The organism is Rhizobium sp. BT04, assembly GCF_030053135.1.
Taxonomy (GTDB): domain Bacteria; phylum Pseudomonadota; class Alphaproteobacteria; order Rhizobiales; family Rhizobiaceae; genus Rhizobium; species Rhizobium binxianense.
The window spans coordinates 404,298-428,793 of record NZ_CP125653.1; the positions used below are offsets into that span (position 1 = coordinate 404,298).

20 protein-coding genes are annotated in these 24,496 nt (G+C 61.7%); 11 read left to right on the forward strand and 9 right to left on the reverse strand.

The window, feature by feature from the left end; translation table 11 throughout:
* Position 1: 1 nt before the first annotated feature.
* The 6 genes from QMO82_RS33055 to QMO82_RS33080 form a co-directional block, all read right to left on the reverse strand.
* Positions 2–1,210, reverse strand: coding sequence for a glycosyltransferase family protein (locus QMO82_RS33055; protein WP_097616524.1), 1,209 nt, complete (start codon positions 1,208–1,210; stop codon positions 2–4).
* A gap of 96 nt (positions 1,211–1,306) precedes the next feature.
* Positions 1,307–2,479: an ABC transporter permease gene (locus QMO82_RS33060; protein ID WP_183608876.1), complete on the reverse strand. Its 1,173-nt coding sequence runs from the start codon at positions 2,477–2,479 to the stop codon at positions 1,307–1,309.
* A complete protein-coding gene (locus QMO82_RS33065; RefSeq protein WP_183608877.1) occupies positions 2,479–3,477 on the reverse strand; it encodes an ABC transporter permease in 999 nt (332 codons plus the stop codon). Before QMO82_RS33065 ends, QMO82_RS33060 begins: the two co-directional genes overlap by 1 nt.
* Before the next feature lie 3 nt (positions 3,478–3,480).
* Positions 3,481–5,388 carry an ABC transporter substrate-binding protein gene (locus tag QMO82_RS33070; protein ID WP_183608878.1) on the reverse strand — a complete coding sequence of 636 codons (1,908 nt, stop codon included), beginning with the start codon at positions 5,386–5,388 and terminating at the stop codon, positions 3,481–3,483.
* Positions 5,388–7,277, reverse strand: a complete 1,890-nt coding sequence (locus QMO82_RS33075) for an ABC transporter ATP-binding protein (RefSeq protein ID WP_183608879.1) — start codon at positions 7,275–7,277, stop codon at positions 5,388–5,390. The genes QMO82_RS33070 and QMO82_RS33075 overlap by 1 nt, the downstream gene beginning before the upstream one ends.
* 154 nt (positions 7,278–7,431) lie before the next feature.
* The gene (locus tag QMO82_RS33080; RefSeq protein ID WP_183608880.1) at positions 7,432–8,775 is read right to left on the reverse strand and encodes an adenylate/guanylate cyclase domain-containing protein; all 1,344 of its coding nucleotides are present in this window, start codon (positions 8,773–8,775) and stop codon (positions 7,432–7,434) included.
* 503 nt (positions 8,776–9,278) lie between these two features.
* Here QMO82_RS33080 and QMO82_RS33085 point away from each other — a divergent pair.
* From QMO82_RS33085 to QMO82_RS33095, 3 genes are all read left to right on the forward strand, one after another.
* On the forward strand, positions 9,279–10,616 hold the full coding sequence (locus tag QMO82_RS33085; protein WP_183608881.1) for a nucleotide sugar dehydrogenase: 1,338 nt from the start codon (positions 9,279–9,281) through the stop codon (positions 10,614–10,616).
* 79 nt (positions 10,617–10,695) lie between these two features.
* Complete coding sequence (locus QMO82_RS33090; RefSeq protein ID WP_097616518.1) at positions 10,696–10,947, forward strand: type II toxin-antitoxin system Phd/YefM family antitoxin; 252 nt, start codon at positions 10,696–10,698, stop codon at positions 10,945–10,947.
* A 1-nt stretch (position 10,948) separates the two neighbouring features.
* A complete protein-coding gene (locus QMO82_RS33095; RefSeq protein WP_097616517.1) occupies positions 10,949–11,221 on the forward strand; it encodes a Txe/YoeB family addiction module toxin in 273 nt (90 codons plus the stop codon).
* A 24-nt stretch (positions 11,222–11,245) separates the two neighbouring features.
* Here QMO82_RS33095 and QMO82_RS33100 read toward each other — a convergent pair whose 3' ends face one another.
* Positions 11,246–12,418, reverse strand: a complete 1,173-nt coding sequence (locus tag QMO82_RS33100) for a DUF3095 domain-containing protein (protein WP_183608882.1) — start codon at positions 12,416–12,418, stop codon at positions 11,246–11,248.
* 123 nt (positions 12,419–12,541) lie between these two features.
* Here QMO82_RS33100 and QMO82_RS33105 point away from each other — a divergent pair, with 123 nt between their 5' ends.
* Complete coding sequence (locus QMO82_RS33105; RefSeq protein WP_183608883.1) at positions 12,542–13,021, forward strand: class I SAM-dependent methyltransferase; 480 nt, start codon at positions 12,542–12,544, stop codon at positions 13,019–13,021.
* A 33-nt stretch (positions 13,022–13,054) separates the two neighbouring features.
* On the opposite strand, the gene QMO82_RS33110 is transcribed toward QMO82_RS33105, so the two are convergent.
* Positions 13,055–14,845: an ABC transporter ATP-binding protein gene (locus QMO82_RS33110; protein WP_183608884.1), complete on the reverse strand. Its 1,791-nt coding sequence runs from the start codon at positions 14,843–14,845 to the stop codon at positions 13,055–13,057.
* A 684-nt stretch (positions 14,846–15,529) separates the two neighbouring features.
* Here QMO82_RS33110 and QMO82_RS33115 point away from each other — a divergent pair.
* From QMO82_RS33115 to QMO82_RS33145, 7 genes are all read left to right on the forward strand, one after another.
* Positions 15,530–16,288 carry a hypothetical protein gene (locus QMO82_RS33115; protein ID WP_183608885.1) on the forward strand — a complete coding sequence of 253 codons (759 nt, stop codon included), beginning with the start codon at positions 15,530–15,532 and terminating at the stop codon, positions 16,286–16,288.
* Positions 16,281–17,591: a hypothetical protein gene (locus QMO82_RS33120; protein ID WP_183608886.1), complete on the forward strand. Its 1,311-nt coding sequence runs from the start codon at positions 16,281–16,283 to the stop codon at positions 17,589–17,591. The genes QMO82_RS33115 and QMO82_RS33120 overlap by 8 nt, the downstream gene beginning before the upstream one ends.
* Positions 17,592–17,649: 58 nt before the next feature.
* Positions 17,650–18,606: a MoxR family ATPase gene (locus QMO82_RS33125; protein ID WP_183608887.1), complete on the forward strand. Its 957-nt coding sequence runs from the start codon at positions 17,650–17,652 to the stop codon at positions 18,604–18,606.
* The gene (locus QMO82_RS33130) at positions 18,607–19,926 is read left to right on the forward strand and encodes a DUF58 domain-containing protein (protein ID WP_183608888.1); all 1,320 of its coding nucleotides are present in this window, start codon (positions 18,607–18,609) and stop codon (positions 19,924–19,926) included. It begins immediately after the preceding gene.
* Positions 19,926–21,002, forward strand: coding sequence for a stage II sporulation protein M (locus QMO82_RS33135; RefSeq protein WP_183609063.1), 1,077 nt, complete (start codon positions 19,926–19,928; stop codon positions 21,000–21,002). Before QMO82_RS33130 ends, QMO82_RS33135 begins: the two co-directional genes overlap by 1 nt.
* The gene (locus tag QMO82_RS33140) at positions 20,999–21,883 is read left to right on the forward strand and encodes an RDD family protein (RefSeq protein ID WP_183608889.1); all 885 of its coding nucleotides are present in this window, start codon (positions 20,999–21,001) and stop codon (positions 21,881–21,883) included. The genes QMO82_RS33135 and QMO82_RS33140 overlap by 4 nt, the downstream gene beginning before the upstream one ends.
* A 77-nt stretch (positions 21,884–21,960) precedes the next feature.
* Positions 21,961–22,293, forward strand: a complete 333-nt coding sequence (locus tag QMO82_RS33145; protein WP_183608890.1) for a hypothetical protein — start codon at positions 21,961–21,963, stop codon at positions 22,291–22,293.
* Between the two features lie 73 nt (positions 22,294–22,366).
* On the opposite strand, the gene QMO82_RS33150 is transcribed toward QMO82_RS33145, so the two are convergent.
* The gene (locus tag QMO82_RS33150; protein ID WP_183608891.1) at positions 22,367–24,280 is read right to left on the reverse strand and encodes an adenylate/guanylate cyclase domain-containing protein; all 1,914 of its coding nucleotides are present in this window, start codon (positions 24,278–24,280) and stop codon (positions 22,367–22,369) included.
* Positions 24,281–24,496: the final 216 nt, after the last annotated feature.

Below are 24,496 nucleotides of genomic sequence, written 5' to 3' on the forward strand. Positions count from 1 at the left end.
CCTATTCCGCGCCGACGAGGGAGAGGTGGCTGCCGCGGCCGTCGATCCATCGGCCGACGGTCTGCGAAATGTGGTCCAGCCCTTCGAGATGCATATTGCTGCCGCTCTTCGACGGCGGCAGGCGGGAGGGCAGGCGCTTCAGCGCCTCGGCCATAACAGTCGGATCGGCCGATTGGTCCGGCAGCAGCATATCGACAAGGCCGAGCGCGCTTGCCCGCTGGGCGCGCAGCAGTTGTTCCTCGCGCGGCTTGACGCGCGGCACGATGAGCGCCGGCTTGTCGAAAGAGAGGATTTCGCAATAGGTGTTGTAGCCGCCCATGGCGACGACGCCGGTGGCGCCGTCGATCAGCTCTTCCATGTGGTTGTCGAACTCGATCACCTCGATATAGGGAATGGCGTCGCCCTTCTGCACCAGCTTGGCGCGCTCGGCGGCCGGCATATAGGGCCCGAGCACGACGAGCGCCTTCTGCGTCAGCGTCGGATCGGCCTCGTAGGCATTCATCACGTCGTGGACGAGATCGGAGCCGTCGCCGCCGCCGCCTGTCGTGACCAGCAGGTAATTATCCTTGCGGGCGTTGATCGAGGTCTTGCCCTTGGAGACGCTGCGCTGCAGGAAGCCGACGAAATCCATCTTCCGGCGCAGGCTGGCCGGCACGTCGAGACCGATAAGCGGGTCGTAGAAGTCAGGCGGACCATAGACCCAGACGCTGTCGTAATATTGGTCGATCTTCTGCATGATGCCGTTCTTTTTCCACTCGGCCTCGAGCAGATGCGGCGCGTCCATGATCTCGCGCAGGCCGAGCACCAGCACGGTGCCGCGGGCCTTGAGATAAGCCAGCGTATCCTCGACCTCGCCCTTCAGTCCCATCGGCTCCTTGTCGACGATGAAAATATCGGGCTGGAAGGTCTCGGCCGTGTGGCGGATGCTCGATTCGCGCATCTTCAGCGTCTCGTGCAGGTCGATGTGGCTGGCGAGCGACGTATATTCGCCGTTGCGCAGCTTGATGACGCTCGGGATCTTCACGAAGTCGACGCGGGCGCGGTAGTCGAAGGCGCCGGCGATCGTGGCGCCCGAAATGATCAGGATGTTGAGGCCGCGATAGTCCTCGACCAGCGCATGGGCGATGGCGCGACAGCGGCGCAGGTGGCCGAGACCGAAGGTGTCGTGACTGTACATGAGGATGCGTGCATCTTCGAGACGTCTGGACATGGGTGTTCCTTCTGGGGTGAGCAACATAGTTAGTACCCCCACCGTCCGGAGGCCAAGACGTGGGGGCGGTGCCGCAAGGCGCCGCCGAACTTCCTGCTATTTGTAGGGATCTGCCGCATCACGCAAGCCGTCTCCCAGAAAGTTGAACGCCAAAATGACAAGAACAACAGGAATGATCGGATAGAGCAGCCAAGGATAAAAGGCGATGACGCTGACGCTTTTTGCTTCGGTCAGCAGAATGCCCCAGCTGGTGATCGGCGGGCGAAGGCCGAGGCCGAGGAAGGAGAGCGCGGTCTCGCCGAGGATCATGCCGGGGATCGAAATCGTCGCCGAAGCAATGAGATGCGACATGAAACCCGGCACCAGATGCCGGCCGATGATGCGCGGCGTGCTGGCGCCCATCAGCTGTGCGGCCTGGACGTAATCTTCCTCGCGCAGCGCCAGCAGCTTGGAGCGCACGGCACGTGCCAGCCCCGTCCAGTCGATGATGCCGAGGATGACGGTGATGCCGAAATAAATGACGATCGGGCTCCAGGTCACCGGCATGATGGCGGCGAGCGCCATCCACAGCGGCAGGCTGGGCAGCGATTGCAGCACTTCGATCAGGCGCTGGACGATGAGATCGAAAACACCGCCCCGATAACCGGCAAGGCCGCCGATGACGATGCCGAGCACGAAGCTGATCGAAATGCCGATCAGACCGATCGTTAGCGATATCCGCGCACCATAGAGGATGCGCGAGAGCACGTCGCGGCCGAGCCGGTCGGTGCCGAGCAGGAACATCTGGCCGCCGATCGCCGGGCAGACGAGATGGTAGTTCGAGGCGGCAAAGCCCCAGAATTTATAGGCATCGCCGCGGCAGAAGAAACGGATCGGCTGGACATCGTTCGGCCTGTCGGCATAGACGCGGTGCAGCGTGTCGAGATCGAGCGTCATGCTGCGGCCGTAGACGAACGGACCGACGAAATTGCCCTTGTCGAAGAAATGGATGCTCTGCGGCGGCGCATGGATGAAATCGACGTTGCGTGTGTGCAGGCCGTAGGGCGCCAGGAATTCGACGATCAGGATCATCAGATAGACGGCGGCGAGAAAGATGCCGGAGATCAAGGCCAGCCTGTGCTGCTTGAACTTCCACCACATCAGCTGCTTCTGCGAGGCGAGATGGATGCGCGATTGCGCTGCCGTCATGGTTTCGGTCGCGAGCGGATCGAAAGGAGCGGTGGAGACGTAATGCGGCAGCGGCGCGCCAGGTGCGGGAAGGGGCGACATTATTTGGTGCTCCTGCCTTGCAGACGGATGCGGGGATCGAGGAAGCCGAGCGCGATGTCGGAGATCAGCACGCCGATGACGTTGAGGAAGGCCAGAAACATCAGGAAGGAACCGGCGAGATACATGTCCTGGCTCTGCAGCGCCTTGATAAGCATCGGCCCCGTCGTTTCCAGCGACAGCACGATCGCGACGATCTCGGCGCCTGATATGATCGACGGCAGGATCGAGCCGATATCGGCGACGAAGAAGTTGAGCGCCATGCGCAGCGGATATTTGAGCAGGGCCCGCATCGGATGCAGGCCCTTGGCGCGGGCGGTCGTCACATATTGCTTCTGCATCTCGTCGAGCAGGTTGGCGCGCAGCCGCCGGATCATGCCGGCTGTGCCGGCCGTGCCGACGATGATCACCGGGATCCACAGGTGAGAGAGGATCGACCGCGCCTTCTCCCAGCTCATCGGCGCCGAGATATATTGCTGGTCCATCAGATGGCCGATCGAGATGCCGAACCAGATATTGGCGAAATACATCAGGATCAGCGCCAGCATGAAGTTCGGAATGGCGATGCCCATCAGGCCGAGGAAGGTTAGCCCGTAATCGCTCCAGCTATACTGGTGCGTGGCCGAATAGATGCCGATCGGAAAGGCGATCAGCCAGGTGAGCAGGATGGTCGTGAAGGAGACGAGGATCGTCAGCCACAGGCGCTCGCCAACCACGTCGGAAACCGGCAGCTGGTATTCGAAGGAATAGCCGAAATCGCCGTGCAGCATGCCGCCGACCCAATAGAAATAGCGCACGATCTCCGGCTTGTCGAAGCCGTATTGCTGGCGCATCTCCTCGATTTCCTGGAGGTTGGCGGTTTCGCCCGAGGCGCGCAGCTCGGCGATCTGGCTCTCGAAGAAGTCGCCCGGCGGCAGCTCGATGATGGTGAAAACCAGCGCCGAAATGACGAAGAGCGTCGGCACCATGGCGGCGATGCGCCAGAGAATGTATCTGAGCACGCCTCAGGCCTCCTTGTACCAGAATGCATCCGGCATGTAGATGCCGAGATAGGAGGTGGGATCGAAGCCGTAGAGGGCTTTCTCCGGCAGGTTCTGCAGCTTGGCGGCGCGAAGGATCGGCTGCAGCGTGCTGTTGATCAGGCCGATCGAGAACACCTGCTGCGTATAGAGCGACAGCATCTTGTGCCAGATTACCTGGCGCTCCTCGAATTTCGCCGTCGAGCCCCATTGGCTAAGCAGGTCGACCAGTTCGGCGGCTTCCGGCAGGTCGGGCGCGGTGCCCTCCTGGCCGGCGGAGAGGTAGTGCATGCCCCAGAGCGGCCATTGCAGTTGATCGTCGAGCGTCGGCGCCAGTCCTGCCGGCGACATGTCGGCCGTCGGCACGCCATTATCGAGGCCGTACCAGATCGACATCATGATCGAGCCACTCATGGCGCGGTTGCGGAAGACATCGCGCTGCGAGGTGCGGGTATAGAGCGCAAGGCCGATATTGGCCCAGTGGTCGTGCACCAGCTCCAGCACGTCGGTATCCAGATTGCTCTCGCCGGCGGTTTCGACGGTGATCTCGGCGCGTCGCCCGTCCGGCAGCAGGCGGATTCCGTCACTGCCGCGCTTCACCAAGCCGAGTTCGTCGAGCAGGCGGTTGGCCTCGTCGGCATCGAACTTGACGAAGGCATCGGCATATTCCTGCTTGAACAGGGGGCTGTCGGGCAGGACGGTATCGGCGCTCGGCGTGCCCAAGCCGTAGAAGGCGACCATGTTGATCTCGTGCCGGTCGATCGCCAGTGACAAGGCGCGGCGCAGGCGCACGTCGCGGAAAAGGCCGCGCCACACCTCGTCGGCGCAGTTGAGGTTCGGCAAGAGGGTGATGCGCGAGCCGCGCGCGACCTTCCAGAGATTGACCTTCACCGGAAAGCGCTTCTCGGCCTCCTTCAGGAAGGTATAGTCGTTGAAATCGATGCCGGTCGCCTGCAGGTCGGCCTCGCCGGCACCCGCCTTGGCGGCGATGATCGACGAGGAGGAGACGTTGAGGATGAACCGGTCGAGATAGGGCAGCTGCCTGCCGGCCTCGTCGACGCGGTGGAAGAACGGGTTGCGCTCGAAGACGAACTGTTCGGCCGGCAGCGCCGTCGTGTTGCGCCAGGGATCGAGCGTCGGCAGGTTGGGGTTTTCCGGCCGGTAGGAGCGGGCCATCTTGATGTGCAGATCCTGCCATTTCTTGACGCGGTTGGCCTGCATCATCTGTTCCATCTTCGCCTGGTCGGGCTGGAACTTCTTATGGAACTGCTTGAGATAATGCGCCGGCCCGACGATGACGAGAGGGATGGGTCCGGCCAGCGTCGGCAGGAACATCGGGTTGGGTTTTTCCCAGGTGTAGCGCACCGTGAGCGGATCGAGCATCTCGAAGCGCGGCAGGCTGCCGTGCGGGCGAAGCTCCAGCGCGCCGCCGCCCGGCGTCAGCTTGTCGTTCAGGATGACGTCTTCCCACCAGTAGCGGAAATCGTCGGCCGTGAACGGCTGACCGTCGGACCATTTGTGGCCCTCGCGCAGCGTGAATGTGAAGACCGTGTCGTCCTCGGACTGGAAACCGGCCAGGATGTCCGGCTGGAACTGCAGATGCTTGTCGTAGCCGACCAGGCGGGCATAACCGTAGATCGTCATGAAGCGGATGTCGCGCTGGCTGCCGATGATGGTGCGCACCGTGCCGCCGTAGCTGCCGGGTTCGAGCCCCATCTCCTTCAGGTTGATGATGCGCGGGCGCAGCGGAATGCGCTCGGCCATCGGCGGCAGGCTGCCTGAGGCCAGCCGCTCCTTCAGGAATTCGGGCTCGGCGGCCGGTTCGGCCCGAAGCACCGCCGGCGCGATCGCCGCGCCGACGAGGCCGCCGAGGAAAGTGCGACGCGTCACCATCAGCGCAACTCCTTGGCATCGGCGCCCTTGCGGGCGCGCACCAGATGGCCGTCGCCGAGGTCGGCATAGGCAAGCTCGGAAGCGTCGTCATGTTCGGCGGTGAAAGTCTTGCCCCAGTTCTGCTTGTCGGCGGCGCCGTTTTCCCTGAGCGCCTTGAAATCCAGCGGCCGGTCGAGATCGGGGAAGGGGACGGCGGCGAGCAGCGATTTCGTATAGGGATGCACCGGATCACGCAGGATGATCTCGCGCGGCGCGATCTCGACGATGCGGCCCTTGCACATGACCGCGATGCGGTCGGCCATGTAATCGACGACGGCGAGATTGTGCGAGATGAAGAGGTAGGTAAGCCCCAGCTCCTTCTGCAGGTCCTTCAACAGGTTGAGGATCTGCGCCTGGACGGAGACGTCGAGAGCCGAGACCGGCTCGTCGAGGATGACGAGCTTCGGACCGAGCGCGAGGGCGCGCGCAATACCGATGCGCTGGCGCTGGCCGCCCGAAAAACTGTGCGGATAACGGCTGAGATAACGCTTGTCGAGGCCGATTGCCGCCATCAGCCCTTCGACCTTGCGCTTGCGCTCGTCGCTGTCGCCGCGGTCATGGATCTCTAGAGGTTCACTCAGGATGTTGCGGACCGTCATGCGCGGCGAGAGCGAGGAGACCGGGTCCTGGAACACCATCTGGATCTTCGTCCGCATGTCCTGCAGCTCGGAGCCTTTGACGGAGAGAACGTCGACGACCTCCTTGCCGTCGTTGAACACCACCGCGCCGCTGTCCGGCGTGATGGCGCGCATCAGGATCTTGCTGAGCGTGGTCTTGCCGCAGCCGGACTCCCCGACCAGGCCGAGACATTCGCCGCGCCGGATGTCGAAGCTGACGTCGTCGACGGCGCGCAAGACGGCGGCTTCATGCTTGCCGAGGAAACTGCGCTTGCGCGTCTTGTAGGTCTTCGAGAGATTGGCGACCGAAAGCAGGATGCCCGGCGCTTCCGCCTGGAGGGGTTTCTTCTTGCCGACGAGGGTCTCGAGATTGACCGGCACGTCACGCAGCGCCTTCAGCCGCTCGCCGGGTTTCATGTCGAAATGCGGAACGGCGGCCATCAGGGCCTTGAGATAGGGATGCTGCGGATTGCGGAAGATATCCTCGACCGGCCCAGCTTCCATGATCTCGCCATGATAGATGACGACCACCTCGTCGGCCATGTTGGCGACGATGCCGAGATCGTGGGTGATGAGCAGCATCGCCATGCCGAGCTTGGCCTGCAGATCGCGCAGCAATTCCAGGATCTGTGCCTGGATCGTCACATCGAGCGCCGTCGTCGGCTCGTCGGCGATCAACAGCGCCGGCTTGCAGATCAGCGCCATGGCGATCATCGCGCGCTGGCGCATGCCGCCGGACAGTTCGAACGGATACATGTCGTAAGTGCGGTGTGGATTGGTAAAGCCGACGAGGCCGAGCATCTCCTCGGTCTTTTCGCGGGCTTCCTGCTTGTCGGCTTCGGTATGGATCCGCAAGGCTTCGCTGATCTGGTTGCCGACCGTATGCAGCGGCGACAGCGAGGTCATCGGCTCCTGGAAGATCGTCGCCATGCGCTTGCCGCGCAGATCGCGCATTTCCTCGCTGTCGCGCGGAAAGGACAGGATATCGGTCGTGCTGCCGTCGAGCGGATCGGTGAAAAGGATGCTGCCCGAGGCCTTGGCCGGATTGGGCAGAATGCCCATGATCGACTGGCTGATCACCGATTTTCCCGAGCCGGATTCACCGACGAGAGCGGTGACCTTGCCCGGAAGAATGCGAAGATTGGCTTCCTTTACGACGCGTAGCCGGTCACCGAAAACCGAAAAGGAGACGTCGAGATTTTCAATACGCAACAGATCCGCTGCAGACGCCATACCAATGAAATTCCCCAGTCTTCTATGTTCCCGTTAAGGCACACTATCGTACCGCAAACGGGGTGTCCAGTTGATGACAATCATAGAAAAACCCCCACGTCCCGCCGAAGTTCCCCGGGCGAGACGCGCAGATTATGACAGCGGTTGTAAGCTCTTACTGGATGAATTTCTCCATGCTGGTGCGCTTGACCTGATTCTTGGCGTCGCGATGCAGGAGAATGACCTGCTCGGCTTCGGAAAGTCCGTTCTGCACGGCCTCGCGGAAGCTCTCGTCGACGTTGATCGCCGGCGCGGGCGCGCGCGGCTGCAGCACGGTCACCTTCTGGCGGATGCCACGCAGCTTCTCTTCGCCGAGCGTCGTCCATTCGCCGCCGCAATAGCCGGCGAAGGCCTGGCTGGCGACGACCTCGCGGCCGTATTTCTTGGTCAGGATCTGCAAACGCTGAACCTCGTTGACCGCCGAGCCGAAGGCGGAGAAAGTCAGGCGGTCCTTGAGGCCGACATTGCCGAACATGACGTTGCCGACATGCAGGCCGATGCCGTAGCCGATCCTGGTCAGGCCCTTCTGCTCGCGGTCCCTGTTGAGTTCGGCCACCCGCGCCTGCGCCTGATGGACGGCCGAAAGAGCCGCCTCGCAGGCAATTTTCGATGGGTCCTTGTGACGTCCGCAAGGATAGACGGCGAGGAAGCCGTCGCCGAGGAAACTCAGGATCTCGCCGCCGTTGCGGTTGAAAGGGGCGGCGATCGCGTCGAAGAACTGGTTCAGCGTGTCGATATAGGCCTGCCGGCCTTCCTTTTCGGCATACATGGTGGATTCACGCATGTCGCCCATGACGAGTGCTGCCCGGATCGTCTCACCGTCGCCGCGGCGGATCTGGCCGTTCAACACCCGCTTGCCGGCGTCGCCGCCGAGATAGGTGGTCAGCATGTTGTTGGCGAGCTTGCCGAGCACCGCCATCTTGGCGGCAACCGCCAGATGGTTCTGCATCCTGAGCAGCGCATCGATCATGTCGTCGGAAAAGCCGTTGTGATGGTCGGTCGACCAGGAGCCCATCATGCCCTGCACCGAGCCGTCGCCGAAGGGCTGCACGAAGGCCAGGTAATCGGTGATGCTGTCTTTGCGCAGGTCCTCGAAAATCGGGAATTCGTTCGGCCCTTCCTGCATCAGCCGGCGGCGGATGTGCTGCAGATTGTTGTCGAGCAGGTAATAATAGGGGCTCTGCAGGAAGCGATCCGGCTTCTGCCCGGCCGGCATGCGGAAGCCCTCGATGGTGACGCCGCTGGCGCGCCGCCAGGTGAAGCTCAGCGCATCGTAGAGCGGATGCAGCATCGAGAAGGAAAGATGCACGCGCGCCAGCGGCAGGCCGGCGGCGGTGAGCCTTTCGCAGAAACCGCGCACGATGTTTTCAAGCTCGTCTCCGGCCAGCGAAGAGTTCGTCAGCCATTCAGCGACCCGGTCCAACAGGATGGAGGACACGCTGGATTCGATCGTGCTCATTCTCGGTATGATCCTCATAAAGCACGCCATCCCCAAGAGAAAAAGTCCCTCGGCCGGCACATCGTCATGCGCAGGTCGAAAGGAAATCAGGATGTACGAGCGGTATTATTTGTCAACGATTTGCCGAGAGCCCGGCAGCGGCGCCCCTCATCTCCCCGGCTGGGGGATCGGACGGGAAGTCCTTTCGCGGTTCATTATCAAAAGTCAAAATAGGGATGCTGCAAATGCGAAACAATGGGATGTGGAATTTTTTGTGCGCTCAAGTTGCAGCGAAGGGCACGGCCTGAGTCATTTCCGCCACACCCCGGGTAAGGGGTTTTATCCGGCCAGGAGATCGGCGAGATCAGCCCCTTATCCGCTTGCCGCTAGCCCCTCCCACTTGTGGGGAGGGGTCTTCGCCGCCAACGGGCGATATTGCCACCAGGGAGAAGAGGGCCTCGGGTTTAATTCCACGCGATCATGCATTAGATCAGCTTCCCCTGTTCCGTTTGAAAGATCCCGCCTTGGCCACCTCCACCTTCGACACGCTTTTGCAGAAGATCGAAACCCGCGCGGCGCGCGCCGGCGTCATCGGGCTTGGCTATGTCGGCCTGCCGCTGGCGATTGCGGTGGCGCGCAGCGGTTTTGCGGTTACCGGCTTCGATATCGATCCCGGGAAGATGGTGGCGCTCGATGCCCGCCGCTCCTATATCGATGCCGTCAGCGATGCGGCGCTGGCCGCCGAGATCGATGCGGGTCGCTTCCATTCGACGACCGATTTCGCCGGTCTTGCCGCCTGCGACGTCATCATCATCTGCGTGCCGACGCCGCTCACCAAACATCGCGATCCCGATCTTTCCTTCGTCGAGGCGACGTCGCGCTCGATCGCCGCGCATTTGCGCCCCGGTCAGCTCGTCGTGCTGGAATCGACCACCTATCCCGGCACGACCGATGATATCGTCAAGGTCATCCTCGAAGGCACCGGGTTGAAATCCGGCGCGGATTTCTTCGTCGGCTTCTCGCCGGAGCGCGAGGATCCCGGCAACCAGCATTATCACACAGCCACCATTCCCAAGGTCGTCGCCGGCGACGGCGCCGAGGCGCTGGCGCTGATGAAGAGTTTTTACGGTGCCGCAGTGTCGACCGTCGTGCCGGTCTCCTCGAATGCGACGGCCGAGGCGGTGAAGCTCACCGAAAACATCTTCCGGTCGGTCAATATCGCCTTGGTCAACGAGCTGAAGACCGTCTATGCGGCTATGGGCATCGACGTCTGGGAAGTCATAGATGCGGCCAAGACCAAGCCCTTCGGCTACATGCCCTTCTATCCCGGCCCGGGGCTCGGCGGCCACTGCATCCCGATCGATCCTTTCTACCTCACCTGGAAATCGCGCGAATATGAGCTGCCGACCCGCTTCATCGAGCTGGCCGGCGAGATCAATTCGGCGATGCCGCGTTATGTCGTCGGCAAGCTTGCCGAGGCGCTCGACATCCGCGCCGGCAAGGCGCTGAGCCGCAGCCGCGTGCTGGTGCTCGGGCTCGCTTACAAAAAGAACGTCGCCGATATAAGAGAGAGCCCGTCGCTGCGGCTGATCGAGCTCATCGAGGAGCGTGGTGGACGGGCCGATTACCACGACCCCTTCGTCGCCGAGATCCCGCCGACGCGCGAATACCAAGCGCTGAAGGGTCGCAAGTCGGTGGCGCTGACGCCGGAGGCGGTGGCCGGCTACGATGCCGTGCTGGTCGCGACCGATCATGACAGGGTCGATTATCCGGCATTGGCAAGAAGCGCGGCGCTGATCATCGATACTCGCAACGTCTTCAACCGGCTCGGCCTGTCGGCCAGTCACATCGTCAAGGCCTGATGGAAACGCAACTGCGTATTTGACTTTCAAGGAATCTGTACGTATATCTGTACGCTCGATAGCGGAGAAAGGATGCTCGATGGCACATGTTCGTTTGACCGAATTCCGGCAGAACATCGCAACCTATTTCGATCAGGTCCTGTCTTCGCGGGCTCCTCTGCTCGTGACCCGTCAAGGTTCGGAAGCGATGGTCTTGATCGCCGAAAGCGAGTACGAGAGCATGCAAGAGACATTGCACCTGCTCTCGACGCCTGCCAATTCTGCCCGGTTACGCGAGAGCATCGGGCAGCTTCGTAATGGGCAGACGATAGAGAACGATCCAACTCTCTGACATGAAGTTGCTCTGGACCCCGAATTCTTGGGAAGAATACGAATACTGGCAGAAAACGGACCAGAAGATGGTCGAGAAAATCAACGAGCTGCTCAGGGATACAAAAAGGTCGCCGTTCAAAGGTCTCGGCAAGCCAGAGCCGCTCAAGGGCGATCTCTCCGGTTTTTGGTCACGGCGCATTCTGGGAGAGCATCGGCTCGTGTATTGCGTCACAGGCAAGGGTTCCAACCAGCAGTTGGAAATCATCCAGTGCCGATTTCATTATGAAAAATAGGTATACCGCCGCTCGTCTCTGCGCCTAAAGCACAGACGCTGTCGAAAGCGACTTGCCGGTCATCTGGCTGGCGGCCACCGCATAACCGCCTGATGCGCCATCAATGAAATGCATGTGGTCGCGCGAGACCGGCGTCGGCACGAAGCAGGTCATCAGCGCCGAGGCCTGGCGATGCAGACCGTAGCGGGCAATGCCTCCGGCCTGTGCGCGCTCCAGCAGCGTCTCGATCCGTTTCAGGTGTTCGGCATCGACATCGACCGTCATCTTCAGCCCGTCGTCGAACTTGCGGAAATCGGAATTGCCGGCGACGTCGCGCTTGTAGCGGCGGGCATCGAAGCGGCCGAGCGGAATGCCGAGCTTGTAGCAGAGAACGGTGATGGCGAGCTGCAGGAAGATGATGAGCTTCTGCCGCAGCCGCCTTCCGGCCGGCGCGGTGGCCTTGGCCTCGCGATTGATGCCGCGCATCGAGAAGGCGAATTGCGGGCCGTCGGCCGGTACCGGGTGGCTGCCCCGGTTCTGCTCGGAGGTGATGGCGACGATGCCATTGACGAGATCGCGGAAGTCTTCGCCCGGCCGGCCTTCGCCGGGCACGGCGATGATCGAGACGATCTCGCCGTTCTGAGCCGCAATCGGGCTCCAGCGGCAGGAGAGGCCGGTGAGATCCGGCCGCGTGCCTGGTGAGGCGCGCTCGACGCCGTAATGGCCGAGCTTCATCTGCCGTTCCGCCCAGCTCGTGCCGCCGCCCCAGAACATCGCATAGGTGACATGAGGGCTTGCCGCGTAACGGGCAACGCGCACGTCCAGCCCTTGAGCTCGGGTGTCGGCGACCGGCACGATGGCGATGCGCAGCATCAGGCCGAGATCCTCCTCGACCCAGACCTGCACGGCGGCGAGCGCATCCCGCGCCGCCTTTTCCAGTGAGCCGGGAAGCGCGATCAGCGCGCCGTCGCCGCCGAAGACGAAGGGGTAGTCGCCCTTGCCGACGGCATTCAACACCGCTGAAATGACGCTGGCGCCCGCCATGTTGACGTCCTTGTAACGGCCGGCGCCGATCGCCTGCGTCGAGCCGACGATATCGGCGAGCGCCAGCACCCATCCCACAGGCAGCGGCCGGTAGTTGGCGGCATCGGTCACGCCCTCGAACGCGCTGAAGAGCGGCACTTCGGCAAAGAAATCTTCGTCGGTCACGGTTTCCATCTCCTCAGCTTAGCACAGACCCATGTTGCCACTGCAACGCCAATTCCCATTTACGGCAATCGACTTGGCAAGGTTTCATGTGTTAGCACCCGATCACGATTTTCATCACGGATACGGATTTCGATGAGCCGCCTCGACAGCTTCATTCGCCGGTTGACGGCTCAACGCGACATTCTGAATTCGATCATCGATCTGGTGGGCGAAATCGAAGGCCCGGTGCTGGAATTCGGCCTCGGCAACGGCCGCACCTATGACCATCTGCGCGAGAATTTCCCCGGCCGGCGCATCGTCGCCTTCGACTGGGAGGTCCGTTCCTATTCGGCCTCGACACCAGAGGCAGAAGACATGGTGACCGGCAATATTCGCGAGTCCGGCCAGGCCTTTATCGGCATCGGCGCAGCCCTTGCCCATGCCGATATCGGCACCGGCCATGACGAGATCGACGCGGTGACGCTGACTTGGCTGCCGCAACTGATGGCCGGCGTGCTCGCCCCAAACGGCATCGCCGTCAGCGGCCTGCCGCTGGAGCATCCGGAACTGGTGGCGTTGCCGCTGCCTGACGGGATTAAGGAAGGCCGTTATTTCCTCTATCGCAGGACGTAATACGCCAGAGCATCAGCCCTGGCGTATTCCCGTTCACGCCACCAGACCCTTGGTCAGTTCCAGCGCCTGCCGTTCGAACAGCCGGCGATAGATGCCGTTGTTAAGCCGGATCAGCGCCTGGTGGTCGCCTTCTTCGACAATGTTTCCCTTGTCGAAGACCAGCAGCCGGTCCAGCGCCCTGACCGTCGACAGCCGGTGCGCGATGACAAGCGTGGTGCGGCCGGTCATCAGGCGTTCCATCGCCTGCTGGATCTGAACTTCGCTCTCGCTGTCGAGGCTCGACGTCGCCTCGTCGAGGATCAGCACCGGCGCATCGGCGAGGAACGCCCGGGCAATGGCGACACGCTGCCGCTCGCCGCCCGACAGTTTGACGCCGCGCTCTCCCACCATCGTCTCATAGCCCTTGGGAAGGTCCATGATGAAATCGTGAGCGCTCGCCTGTTTCGCCGCCTGCTCGATCTCGCGGCGCGAGGCGTTCGGCCTGCCATAGGCGATGTTCTCCGCCAGCGTGCGGTGGAACAGGATGGGCTCCTGCTGCACGATGGCGATCTGGCCGCGCAGGCTTGATTGCCTGACCCCCGCAATATCCTGCCCGTCGATGCGAATCGAGCCCGACGTCACGTCGTGGAGGCGCTGGATGAGCTTGACGAAAGTCGTCTTGCCCGAGCCCGAATGCCCCACCAGCCCCACGCGCTCGCCCGGCTTGATGGTGACGGAGAAGTCCTCATAAAGCGGGGTGGGATGCGCGCCATATTGGAAGGTGACGCGATCGAAGACGATCTCGCCCTCATCAATCCTGATCGGCGTGGCGTTCGGCCTGTCCTCGATGCCGAGCGGCATCTTGTCGAGCAGCACCAGTTCTTCCATGTCGTTGACGGCCCGCTGCAGATTGCGGATGTCCTGGCCGACATTGCGCAGATAGCCCTGCAGAACGAAGAACATGGCCAGCACGAAGGTGATGTCGCCAGCCGTCGCCAGACCCTGCCGCCACATGACCAGGCCCGTTCCCAGAATGCCGGCCTGCATGGAAACCATCATGAAGCCCTGGATCGTGCCGCTCGCTGTGCCGCGCTTCCATGTCCGTCGCGTGCGGCTGTCCCATTTGGCCAGCACGTGGCGCAAGCGTGCCTCTTCGCGGTTTTCGGCGCCGAAGGCTTTGACCACCGCATTGCAGCTGATGGCATCCGCCAGCGCACCGCCGAGCTTGGTGTCCCAGGCATTGGCAAGCCGTGCCGCCGGCGACACGAAACCCATGGAAAGCGCCACGGTCACGCCGATATAGATCAGCGACCCCAGCGCCACGATCAGGCCCATGACCGGCCAGTAGCTGCCGAGCACGATACTGGCGCCGACCAGCATGACGATGGAGGGCAAAAGGGCGACCAGCAGCAGGTCGTTCAGCGAGTCCAGCGCCCACATGCCGCGGGTGATCTTGCGCACCGTCGAACCGGCAAAGCTGTTGGCGTGCCAGTCGGTCGAGAACCGCTGCACCTTGTGGAAGCCGTTATTGACCACATCCGCCATGGTGCGCAGCGTCAGCCGGATAATGCCGTTGAAGATGAACCAGCGCAGCGCGACGCTGGTCATGCCCAGAGCCACGACGACGACAAAGGCACTGAGCGCATCATCAGCCGCATTGCCGCCGGCGATGGCATCGACGATCCGGCCTGAGAACACCGGCACCATGACTTCGGCGAGCGTGCTTGATATCACCAGCACGACGATCAGGCCCACCAAACCAGGCCGGTGGCGCCAATGTTGAAAAACAAAGCCGAGCACGTTGCGATAGGCATCGGCGCGGAAATCGAGCTTCTTGCGAGTCATTTTAACCAGCCCGGCCCGTCTTTCGGCAACCGGTCCTCAAAATCGAGAGTTAGACGGCACAGCCCGAGCGGGAGACGAAATGATCCCGTCGGATTAATCCGGGCTATGAAGGAAGAGAAAACCGCATGTGGCGCCCCGCGTCGGGCCGCGAATGGCAATGACCTAGCGTCGGGACATGCCACATGGGAAGGTTTCGATGAATGCTGGTGTCATGCAACGCCTCCCTTGTTCGATCTATAGCGGTGAGTGTTTTCTACCGAACCAATTCGCTGTTGCCAAGCGGATATTTGCAACCTGACGGAAAGTGATGCGGAAACGACACACCTTGTGCGGTTGCGGGTCAATGGTTCAGCGGACTTGCTTGCCTCGCCGCCAGCGGCCATTCTTTGCTCTCACCATATCTTCCAGTCAGATACCGGCCCGATGACTCCCGCCTCGATGGGGCGCGGCCTGAAAAGTCACAACAAGCGTTGCTTTTAAAGTGAGCCCAAACGACTGACTTATTGCAATTTCTACGTTTGAATTGTAGCTGTTTTCATTCGAAATAATTATCGCGGCAAGACGGCGTGAGACATGATCCCGCCCGCAGCAAGCAGACATGGGGCATTTCAAATGGGGTTTACTGAAGCTGTTCGGGCGGATCCACTGCGTCCGGAGATAAGAGCAGAGGTCTTTGCCTAGAGCATGACCATCCGCAATGTCGGCCTGCTGGCGGCTCTGTTGCTCGCCGCCTCGGCTCAGTTTCCGCCCGCGCAGGCGCAGGACAGCGACAGTCAGCAGGTTGGGGGCGGCGATCATCAAAGGAGCGCCGCCGGAGCCGAATATGCCGCGCAGTGCCAGCAGAATGGAGTGCGTTGCACGCTCGTCTATGGCGACGCCTCTGCAAAAGACGAACCGGTATCGAATACGACAACATCGTCACCACAACGCCAGCCGTTGATCATGCCACGGGAGCCGGTCGTCAGCGGTCCTCTGGCGGTTGCCGCCGTGCTTGTCGGTCTCGTCGGGGTCATCGGCTTGTGGATCCGCTTCGGAAATGGCGGCGTCTTGCTCTCATCTGCTCCGCGCGACGTGAAGCGGCAGGGAGAGGCGCCGGAAAGCTGGCGCACGTCGGCAGCCGAGGCTGAGGAAAAGCCGAACGACTTCCTGCAGCGCATTGCCGCCATGGCGGATCGCCGGCAGGCGCTGGTCCTGCTGCTCAGGCACTGCCTGCTGCACGCGGCCGATATCACGGGAACGCGGCTTTTCCGTTCGGATACGGAGCGTGCGGTTTTCGCCCGCCTGCCGCGAGATATGCCCGAGCGCGAACGCCTGGAAAATTTTCTGACGGCGGTGGAGCTCGTTCACTATGGCGGCCGCACGCTTGCGGAAAGCCATTTCGGCGTCCTTCTGACGACCGCGCGCGGCTTGTTGTCATCAGGCAGAGTGGCCCCCAATGCGTAACTCGGGACCTCTTCTGTTTCTGGGGCTGTTGCTGGCGCTGGCGGCGGCGGCAATCTTTGTGCTGTCGCGCGGCAGCGATTTCGACCGCTCGCCCCTCGGCAACAAGGGATTGGAATTGTGGCTGCAGGCCAAGGGTATCCCTGTCGTTCGATCCGATCCTCATATCGCCCGCGCGCGTTCGGAAATCTCGCTGCGCATTATTCCTTTGTCGATCCGCCAAGGCGAGGCTGCCGCATCTCAGGCAAACGAGGATGCGGATGACGCAGGCCCGGAAAACCCGGTCCGGGAATCGAATCGCTATGCGCTGCCGACGCTGATCATTTTACCGAAATGGCGCGGCAGCGTGTCAACGGAGGGGGTTGCCGACAAATCGGCACTGGTCGATTTCGCCGATATCGGCGGCGAACTCGACAAGATCGGCTATTCCGATTTTGGCTTTGCCCGCAGCAAGACGGGCTTTGAAGCGGCGCAGCCGCAGCTGAAAACGGGCCAGCCGATCGAGATCGCCCTCTATCAGGCACAAACCTTCGAGCGGTCGAGCCTGCCGAGCGGCTGCCGGGAGCTCGCCGGCACGCCGCTGGGGGCGCTGCTCCTGCGTTGCACAGACGCCCCCAACGTCTACCTGCTGTCGGATCCGGACCTGATGAACAATCATGGCCTGGCTCTCGCCGACAACGCCTCCTTTGCCGTGTCGCTCGTTACGCTGTTGCGCAGAGTGGGCGAAACGCGGCCGGTCTATCTGGATACAGCAGGCCTGCCTCTGGATAGGAAGAAACCGGTCGACGAGGGCCGCTCCTATGAGCGCTCAGCCAGCGATCTCAAGCGGTTTTTCGTCTATCCGCTGTCCCTCATCTGGGGAACGCTGCTCGTCGTTGCAGCTGTTTGTTTCTGGCGCGGCGCCTATCGTTTCGGGCCGGCTTTGCCCGAGGCATCCGCAAACACCGAGCTGTCGAAGACCGCCGCGATCGAAGCGATGGCGCGTCTGCTCCGCCTGTCGGGCAATGATGGCCGGATGACCGGACAGTTCGTGCTGCATCTGCTTGCGGACAAGGCGCAGCAGCTCTTCGGCCCCGGAGCCGGAAACGAGGCCGGCATAGCGCGGCTGTTTCAACGCCTGGCGCGCCGCGATCCGGCGGCGGCGAAGGCATTGCATTCGTCGGCGCAGGCGCTCATCGATCGTGGACATCTGATGACGCGGGCGAGCCTGCACCGCAATCTCGAGACATTCAGAAAATCGCTGGAGCAGGATGATTTCAGGCCGGTCGGCCTGAAATCTGAATCCTCTTCCAAATCAAAGAATTAGAGCATGATGCCGAAGAGCGCCTACGCTTTTCGGCATCATGCTCCAGGGAGCATTGACCTTGGATCTAGGTGAATTTCGCGATCTTATCGCCGCGGTTCGTGGCGAAATCGGCAAAGCGGTGCAGGGGCAGGATGCGATCATCGATCTCGTCCTGATCTCGATCTTTGCCGGTGGGCACTGCCTGGTCGAAGGGCCGCCCGGCACGGCCAAAACGCTGCTTGCCCGGTCGGTCTCCGCCGCCATGGCGCTGCAATATCGGCGCATCCAGTTCACGCCCGACCTGATGCCCGGCGATGTCCTGGGCGTCAATCTCTTCAATTTCCAGACGAACCAGTTCCACCTGACCAAAGGCCCGGTCTTTACCGACATTCTGCTCGCCGATGAGATCAATCGCGCGCCGCCGAAGACGCAATCGGCCCTGCTGCAGGCGATGAACGAGCGGATGGTCACGCTTGACGGAACCGATTATTCCCTGGGGCCGGATTTCTTCGTGCTTGCCACGCAGAACCCGATCGAACAGCAGGGCACCTATCCCTTGCCCGAAGCCCAGCTCGATCGTTTCCTGTTCAAGCTCATCGTCGATTTTCCCGATCGCGATACGGAGATTGCCATCCTCTCCAAACACGCGAGCCAGGCGCTGAAATCGGACCTGCGCAATGCCGGCATTCGCCCGCTTGTCACCAGTGCCGCACTCGCCGAGGGCCGCGCGCTGATCGATGCGATCCATCTCGACAACACGATCCTGACCTATGTCGTCGACCTGGTGCGCGCCACGCGCTCGGATCCCGACATTCTCTATGGCGCATCGACGCGCGCGGCTGACGCGCTTGCCGCGGCCGTGCGGGTGCGTGCCGCCTTCGAGGGCCGGGATTACGGCTTGCCCGATGATGTCCAGGCCTTGCTGGTGCCGGCATTGCGCCATCGCATCATTCTTTCGCCCTCGGCGGAAATCGATGGGCGCACGCCTGACGAGGTGCTGCGCAACATCAAGAACCGCGTGGATGCGCCCCGTTAAATGCGGCCATCGCCCACTCTGATCGCGCTCGTTCTGCTATTCGCCGCGGTGACGGTGTTCACCAGCGTGTGGTGGCGCGACATGAGTTCTCTCTTGCTCCTCATGTGGCTTGCGCTCGCAGCCCTCACGGTCGCCGATCTGGTTCTCTCCAACCTGTCGGGCAGGATGACGATCGATGTCGATCTGCCGCCGCAAGGCTTTGTCGGCCACACCGCCGAATTCACCGTCGGCATCCGGCCGCAGCAGAAAGCGCTGCCTGGGAAAATCGAAATCCGGCTCGATCTCGCCTCCGAACTGGTCGTCTCAGAAACCAGATGGATCGCCCCTGCATCGGGCGCTGGAGAAGGGGAGGTCAAGGCCACTCTCGACCTTCGTCTGACCCGGCGCGGACGATACGCGGTCAACGCGCTGTGGCTGAAGTGGCCATCGCGATTAAAGCTGCTCGAGATGATCGCCCGCATGCCGGTCGGCAAAGAGATCGCCGTCCAGCCGGACATATCGCCGGTGCTGTCCGGGGCGATCAAGACCCAGATCCTGCCGCTGGAAGCCGGCCAGAAGGATTTGCGGCTGCGCGGCGAGGGATCGGAGTTCCATCAGCTGCGGGAGTTTGCAAGTGGCATGGATCCGCGCAGCATCGATTGGAAGCGGTCGGCGCGTATGCGCAGTCTCGTCGTGCGTGAGATGCGGGCCGAACGGAATCACCAGATCATCCTCTGCGTCGATTCCGGGCGGCTGATGGCCGAGCAGCTTGCCGGCTTCACCAAGCTCGATCGCGCCATCAATGCCGCGCTTGCCATGTGCTGGGGCGCAGGGCTCGCCGGCGATCTCGTCGGCTTCTACAGTTTCGACAGCCGTCCGCGTCTCTTCGTGCCGGCCTTGCCCGGGCGCGCAGCCTTTCCGCGGCTGCAGACGGTCTGCGCCGGGCTGCGCTACGAAACCCAGGAGACCAACCATACGCTGGGACTGACGCATCTGTCCGGGCGCCTGAAGCGACGGTCGCTGATTGTGATATTCTCCGATTTCGTCGACACCATCACGGCGGAGCTGATGATCGAGAACATACAGGTGCTCGCCCGGCATCACTTCGTCGTCTATGTCGCCTTGCGTGATCCGATGCTGGCCAAGCTCATCGAGCCCGAGGAAATGACGCTCGATGCCGTCGCCCGCTCGGTCGCGGCGCGCCAGATTCTGCAGGAGCGGCGCGCCGTCATGGAAAAGCTGACGCGTCTCGGCGTACTCTGCCTCGACAGCACGCCGGAGGCGCTGACCTCGGATCTCATTGCGCGCTACATCGAAATCAAATCCCGTGAGATGATATGATGGATATCGGTATCGACGGCAGGATGGATAGTGGCGGGGCGGTCAATGCCGGCGCTGTTCAGAACGATACGCTTCGCTCGGCCCGCTTCCGGCTGGAGCGCGAGGCACACTGGCGTCAACTGGACGAACTGGTGACGCGTGCCGAGAAGGGCGGTACCGCCGCGCTCGGTTATGACGAGGTCCGCAATCTCGCCAGCGGCTACAGGCAGGCGATGAACTCGTTGAGCGTGGCGCGCGACATCTCTCTCGATCGTGCGCTGATCGCCTATCTGGAAAGCCTCTGCGCCCGGGCCTATCTCGTCGTCTACGCCCCGCAGGAAAGCCTGGGCGGCCTGATCAGCCGGTTGCTTTCGCAGGGCATCCCGCAGGCCGTGCGCCGCTCGGCCCTGCCTTTGTTCATCGGTTTCCTGGCGCTCATTCTCGGGGCGGTCGCCGGTTACAGGCTCTACCAAAACGATCCGAGCTGGTTCTACACCTTGGTGCCGCCGGAGATGGCCGACCAGCGCACGCCCGATGCCTCGACCGATTACCTCCGCTCGACCATTTATGGCGATGAAGGCCATGACAGCGATCGGCTGGCTGCATTTTCCGCCTATCTGTTTTCCCACAACACGACCATCGTCATCCTGATCTTCACGCTCGGTGTTTTCGTGTCGGTGCCGAGCTTCATTCTGACCTTTTACAACGGTCTGATCCTCGGCGCGTTTTTCGCGATGTTTTCTCGCAAAGGGCTGGGTTACGACGTCTTCGCCTGGCTTTCGATCCACGGCGTCACCGAGCTTGCGGCCATCGCCATTGCCTGCGCGGGTGGGGCGAGACTCGGACTTGCCGTTCTCCTTCCCGGTGCCAGAACGCGCAAGAAAGCCTTGCGCCATCAGGCGCATGATGCCGTCAAGCTCGCGATCCTCGCGGGGCTGATGCTTGTCGCGGCAGCTTTCATCGAAGGCTTCCTGCGCCAGCTGATCCAGGATCCGACCTGGCGCATCGTTATCGGTTGGGGGATGGGCGTCTTCTGGGTGGGCTGGCTGCTGCTGGGAGGCCGTCAAAGCAAAGCTTCGCGCGAGGCTGTGCGATGAACCAGTCGGTGACGGACGGCAAGCGCGTCGAGCAGTTCATCCCGCCGGAAGGCGTCCCGATCACCTTCGCCATTGCCGCGATCGGAACCCGTTTCGGCGCGCAATTCCTCGATATCCTCTTCACCTCGATCATCATGTTCGTCTGTGCCATGGCCATCCTCTTCACAGGCGTGCTGCCTATGACCGCCGAGGCGATGCTCATGGTGCTGCTCGGTTTTCTGGTGCAGATCCCCTATTACATCCTCTCCGAACTCATCTGGAACGGTCGCACGCTCGGAAAAAGAATAACCGGCATCCGCGTCATCAACATGGACGGACGGCGGCTGACGCCGCACCAGGTGACCGCACGCAACCTGATGAAACAGGTGGAGATCTTCGCCCCCATGGGGCTTCTGGCTTCGGTCGGCACCCAGTCGGCCTGGGAAAACGGTTTGACGTGCGCCTGGCTTCTGGCGGTGGTCATCGTTCCCCTGGCCAACCGGCGCCGGCAACGGCTTGGCGACATCATTGCCGGCACCCTTGTCGTCGACAATCCGCGCTCGGTACTGCTCTCCGACCTCGCTTTGTCTGCGCCTGCCGCCGCATCGTCGCAAGCGGAATTCGAATTCTTGGCCGAACACCTCGATGTCTACGGCAAATATGAGCTGCAGACGCTGGAGGACGTGCTGCGCGACGCGACGAAGACCTCCAACCACAAAGAGATCGAACAGATCGTGCGCACCATTACCCGGAGAATCCGGTACGAAGACACCGTGAAGCCCGGCCGGGAGCTGCTTTTCCTCAACGAGTTCTATCGCGCCCAGCGCGAGCATCTGGAGAGTTTGAAGCTGTTCGGGACGCTGCGCGAGAATAAGTATCACGAGCATACCCGGACGCCGTGAAGAAGCTTGTTTGAGGTGGGGTGAGCAGGCATTACCGGCTGTCTTGCGCTCGGAATTTATATTGGAGGGATGATGTAATGAAGCTACGCATTTTAGGCGCTTTCGTGCTTGTTCTTGCTGCTGCGGGTCACGCTCGGGCAGACGATCGTATAGGCCCAACAGCAATCTTTTTTCATGATGTGACGAAATCGACATGCGGTTTCAAGATGACGCCAGAGTCGGCTTTAAAAGCTGCAACTACTCTTGGAATGTCGAATCTTATCAGCGATCCATTGCTTTCGGCGGTGTTTGCAATTTGCGAAGAGGTAAAAAAAGGAAACAAAAGCAAAACCATTGAGATCCGGGTCCCCGACAACCACAAAGTGCTGCGGAAAGTCATCGTTGAAAGAGCCAAGTGGTGGCAAGCATGATGAGGGCAGCAGGGCTTAACAGAGATGACAAGCTCGCAATAATCGCCGGATAACCAACCAAGCGACGGCTACCTTAGCAACCGCTCTCCCCAATCAACTCCCATATATCGACCTTCTCGGCGCGCCCCTTGACCTGCACCAGGCCCATCGGCCGAAACCCAAACCGATCTCCCACCGCGTCGTGAACGGCCGCGCTCACCAGGATCGACGTCCCAAACTCCTTGTTCAGCCCTTCCAGCCGTGAGGCGACGTTGATCGTGTCGCCCATAGCGGTGTATTGCTGCCGCGAAATCGCGCCGAAGCTGCCGACGACTGCGGGGCCGGTGTGCAAGCCGAATCGCGTGATGAGCGCGGGACGGCCGTTCCTGTTGTTTTCTTCGTTCAACTCGTCGATCGCCGCCTTCATGGCCAGTGCGCATCGACAGCCGTGTTCGGCATGCCTGGCATCCGGGACAGGGGCGTTCCACATGACGAAAATGGAGTCGCCGAGATATTGGACGACTGTCCCGCCATGGCGCTCGGCGATGGTGTTCAACAGCTCGAAATAGGCCGACAGCGTATCGACCACCTCCTCGGGCGAATTGAGTTCGGATATGGTCGTGAAGTCTCTGATATCGGTAAACAGCGCGGTCACATCCTGCCGCTTCGCCTTGACGACCGCTCGCCCTTCCGGGCTGACGATACGCCGCACCACTTCACGCGGAACATAGAGGGCAAACTGGCCGATGGCGTGACGGCTTGCCGAGAGCGCGCTCGCCAGCGTGTTGATCTCCGTGATCCACGAATGCGACAAAGCTTTCTCGCCGACATCGAGATCGCCGATCCTGTGCGCCTCGTCGGCGAGCCGATAGAGAGAGCGGCTGACCATGCGCGAAAGCACCACCGATGCACCGACACCCGCGATCAAGAGGATGCCGGCAATCAGGAGATTGCGCACGAGCAGCCGGTTGGCCTCGGCCACGAGGTCCTCCAGCGGCACGACGATTGCGGCCGTGCTTCCCTGGAAGAGGCCGGACACGCTGACAGGGGCCATCTGCACCAGATAGCTTGCGCCATCGAGATCGAACCGTGCAGCGCCACCGCTTGCGAAGGCGCGATCCCGCCGCAGCCTGGCCACGGTTTCAAGGCTCGGGTCGAAAGCGTTTGCCGTCGCGGCGAATGCGCCTGAAGTTCTCGCCCATAACCCGATGATCCTGCTCATGATCTGAGCGTCGGAATGGGCGACGAGATTGCCGCCTTCATCGATAATGTAGGCGCGGGCATGCGGCGAAATCCCCTGCGCATCCAGCAGGCGGCCGATCGTCTGCAGATGAATGTTGATGCCGACGACCACCTGGCGATGCCCCTTCATCGGAGCTGCAATGGTCAGCGTGGGAACATTGAGTGTTCCGGTCACATAGGGTCCGACGGAGACCGGAACCCCATCCTGAACGACGGATTGATACCAGGGGCGTTGCCGCGGATCGAAAGACGCATATTCGATGTCCCGCTCGCCGATCGGTCTTGCCTGGCTGTCGAGAAAGCGAAGCGTGGATATGACGTCGGCGGTTTGTCTCTCCGCGATCATCCTGATCGCGGAAGCCGCGCCACCGGGCGCGGAGAGGGTCTGGCGAACATCCTCTCTCGCGAGATTTATGACTTGCAGATACGAACCGTCGGGATATCCGGTGTAGATACTTGTCGCCTCGGGGACGTTTCGCAGAACTTCCAGAAAGAATTCCTGTTTTGCCTCGATATCCTGAGGCGGCGCAGAAACGAGCTGCGGCATGGTCGATGCCAGCGCGACCGCCTCTGTGCCTCCCTGCAGCGTATTGCGGTATCCCTCGATCAGCCGCAGGCTCATCTCGCGCATCTGCTGCATGCCGGCATTCACTGCGGCATCGCTTCCCTGCCTGAATGCCATCCAGATGATCGGCATCGACGTGCAGAGCAGCGAGGCTACGACCAGGACGCCGAGATGCACTCTGAGCGGTTTAGACCAGCGCACGAGATTTCCCTCGAAATGCGGACCGCCTCAGCGCACCTATCGTCCCAAGGCTCGTCTAACCGTGGATGAAGCGCGTCCCCATGACGGCAGCTAACCGCTTTTTTCGGGCTTGCACAAGATCCGGCCTTCGCTCTCGCCGGCGGCGCAATAAGCCGAACCTTCTCTTACAGTCCGTTCTGCTCCGGCTCCGCTGCCTTGATAGTGAAAGGTGTACCG